The sequence below is a fragment of the Mesorhizobium sp. P5_C1 genome (genome assembly GCF_054049815.1).
Genome location: NZ_JBFULQ010000606.1, coordinates 1 through 3,104 on the forward strand (window position 1 = coordinate 1; position 3,104 = coordinate 3,104).

The 3,104-nt window shown below is 63.2% G+C and carries 3 protein-coding genes; 1 reads left to right on the forward strand and 2 read right to left on the reverse strand.

Annotated elements, in window-relative coordinates; genetic code table 11:
• A partial coding sequence (locus ACXJ7R_RS28690) for an inorganic phosphate transporter (protein ID WP_457154772.1) occupies positions 1–1,153 on the reverse strand: 1,153 nt, incomplete at its 3' end.
• Positions 1,154–1,280: 127 nt separating this feature from the next.
• Entirely contained in the window at positions 1,281–2,495 is a 1,215-nt protein-coding gene (locus tag ACXJ7R_RS28695) for an ROK family protein (protein ID WP_457154773.1), read from the reverse strand.
• 208 nt (positions 2,496–2,703) lie between these two features.
• On the opposite strand from ACXJ7R_RS28695, the gene ACXJ7R_RS28700 reads away from it, so the two are divergent.
• A partial coding sequence (locus ACXJ7R_RS28700; protein WP_457154774.1) for an extracellular solute-binding protein occupies positions 2,704–3,104 on the forward strand: 401 nt, incomplete at its 3' end.

Sequence of the window (3,104 nt, forward strand, 5' to 3'; positions counted from 1 at the left end):
GCTTGAGTGCCTCGCCGATCAGGTAGATGTCATTGCGGGCGTTGCTGACCAGATCGGTCGGCACGTTGTCGACAGTGGCATAGGGCTGCAGGCCCGCTGTCGTGTTGTGGATGTAGGTCTGCAGCGCGACCGTCGTCTGGTCGTTCCAGGTCCGGGTGCGCACGGCATCCTGGACGGCTGCCTTGGCGTCGGTGACGGTGATGCCCGGCTTGACATATTTGCCGAGCGCCTGCTCGACGTTGACGGAAGCGGCTTTGTAGGCCTCGAGATAGTTGATGTCGGGCGTCCGGTTCAGCGCRAAGGCCGTCGGCACGACACCGATCAGGATCAGCATGATCAGTCCCATGCCTTTCTGTCCGTCATTGGAGCCGTGCGCGAAGCTGACGCCAGTGCAGGTGAAGATCAGCAGCCCGCGGATCCACCATGGCGGCGGCGTGTTGCCTTTCGGTGCTTCGTAGAGGGCCGGATTGCGCACGAGCAGCTTCATCGCATAGAGCAGGATCGCCGCGGCGAAGAAGCCGATGATCGGCGACACCAGCAAGGTGATGCCGACATTGGTCGCCTGCGACCAGTCGACACCGCTGGTGGCACTGCCGGCAGGTGCCATGAACTGGTTGGCGAGGCCGACGCCGATGATCGAGCCGACCATCGTGTGCGAGCTCGACGCCGGCAGGCCGAGGAACCAGGTGCCGAGGTTCCACAGGATGGCTGCAACCAGCAGTGCGAACACCATGGCAAAGCCGGAGGAAGAGCCGACCTGCAGGATCAGCTCGACCGGCAGCAGCGAAAGGATGCCGAAAGCGACCGCACCGCTGGAGGTGAGAACCCCGAGGAAATTGAAGGCGCCCGACCACATGACCGCGAATTCGGCCGGCATGGAGCGTGTGTAGATGACCGTCGCCACCGCATTGGCGGTATCATGGAAGCCGTTGACGAATTCGAAGCCGAGCGCGATCAGCAAGGCAATGCCGAGCAGGATCCACGGCACGGTCTTGGCCTCGGCCAGATCCTGGCTGAGCGCGTAGCCGACATAGACGACGCCGACGAGCACCAGCACGCCGAAGGCCGGCAGGAACCACTTCGCGCTACCCGAATTGTGCRGCGGATGATCCGGTCTCGGAATRCCCGCCTCACTAGAAACTATGTCCACCATGTCCCACTCCTATTGCATTGCAGCAAAGAACCGGGACGAACGCTATGTCCGCACAATGAACCCTGTGTGACGATATCGGACACAACTTCCGAGGATATTTCAGGCGAAAAGCCTGGCGCCGACGCTGTCAGGCGCCCCTGGACCGCGTCTTCAGGATCGCCGAAAACAGCGGATCGAAGGCCCGGCTGATCGGCGCCGCGGCGGCACCGAGCGCGATCGACCAGGGATCGGTGGTGCCGAGCTGCAGGCGCGGCAAATTCCGTTCCGGCCGGTCGGCGATCGACGGCAGCAGCGGATGCATCGCCTCGACCAGCCGGCGGGCCAGCGCTTCCGGCGCTCCGCTGGTCAGGATGACAGTCTGCGGATCGAAGATCGTTTCGATGACATGCACGCTCCAACGCAGATCATGCGCCGCACCATCGATCCAGGCAATGATCTTGGGATCCTCGGCCGTGACGAGGCCGTCCATCTGTTGGTAGATGTCGTCGTCGGCCGGATTGAGGCCGAGATGCTGGTAAAGCGAGGCCAGCGACGCGCGATGTTCGAGCGGCGTCGAGCCGGGGCCGGCCGGCGACAGCAGCGCCATGCCGATCTCGCCGGCATTGCCATGGCCGCCGCTGTAGAGCTCGCCGTTCAGGATCAGTCCGGCGCCGATGCCGTAACCGACGTAGAGGCAGACCGCGTGATCGACGCCGTGCGCCGCGCCGACGATGCGCTCCGCCGTCGCGCAGGCGGCGGCGTCGTTCTGCAAGCTGACATTCAGGCCTGTGCCTTCGGCGAGCGTCTCCAGCAGCGGAAATTTCTGCCAGGCCGGCATCATCCATTTATCGTCCGAATTCTTCAGCCCGAAAGGACCCGGCATGGCGACGCCGAGACCGACAAGCCTCTCTTCGGATTGGGCGGACATCTGGGACAGCTCACGCCGGACGCCGCCGACCAGGCCGAGGATCACCTCGACGCCCTTCGACGGCTCATCGAACGGCAGGTTGGCCTCGGCTCGCGCCAGCACGCTGCCGACCAGATCGACGGCGACCGCCCGCGTCAGGTGGCGATCGATCTGCAGCCCGATGGCAAAGGYGCCCTCGGGAACCAGCCTGTAGGGGGTCGAAGGCTGGCCCCTGCCCTTGCGCACCGCCTCGAGGGCAACGACCAGGCCGTCGCTTTCGAGATCCTCGATGATGTTGGAGACGGCCTGCTTGGTGAGTTGCGTCGCCCGCGCCAGGTCGGCGCGCGACAGGGCGCCATTGAGGCGCAGCGCCTCGATCATGACACGACGGTTGTGCGCGCTCGTGCCTTCCTGGTTGGTGCCGCTCTTGGCGCGGATTGGGCTGAAATCGTCCACCGGCGTTTCCCTCTTGACTCCATTAGGATATTGATCGACTAATTAAGTCAAGCGAATTGACTTAATAGCAAACCGACCGCAGAAAAAGACGGCCAAGGCTTTGTGCCGGGCGCCGCCCACGGTCGGGGACCATTGGGTCACGTGACATCAATCCGGGAAGGCAACGCATATATCGCCCGCCCGCCAACATCGGAAATGGGAGAAGAAGATGCTGAAATCGATCGGTAAGACACTCTTGGGCGCAGTCTTTGTCGGAGGATTGCTCGTTCCCCATGCTTTCGCCGAAACGTCCATCAATGCGCTTTTCATGGCGCAGGCCGCCTACAGCGAGGCTGACGTACGCGCCATGACAGACGCCTTCACGAAGGCCAATCCCGACATCAAGGTCAATCTCGAATTCGTCCCCTATGAGGGCCTGCACGACAAGACCGTGCTCGCGCAGGGCTCGGGCGGTGGCTACGACGTCGTGCTGTTCGACGTCATCTGGCCGGCCGAATACGCCACCAACAAGGTGCTGGTCGATGAGTCATCGAAGATCACAGGCGACATGAAGAAGGGCGTGCTGCCCGGCGCCTGGACCACGGTCCTGTATGAAGGCAAGTACTACGG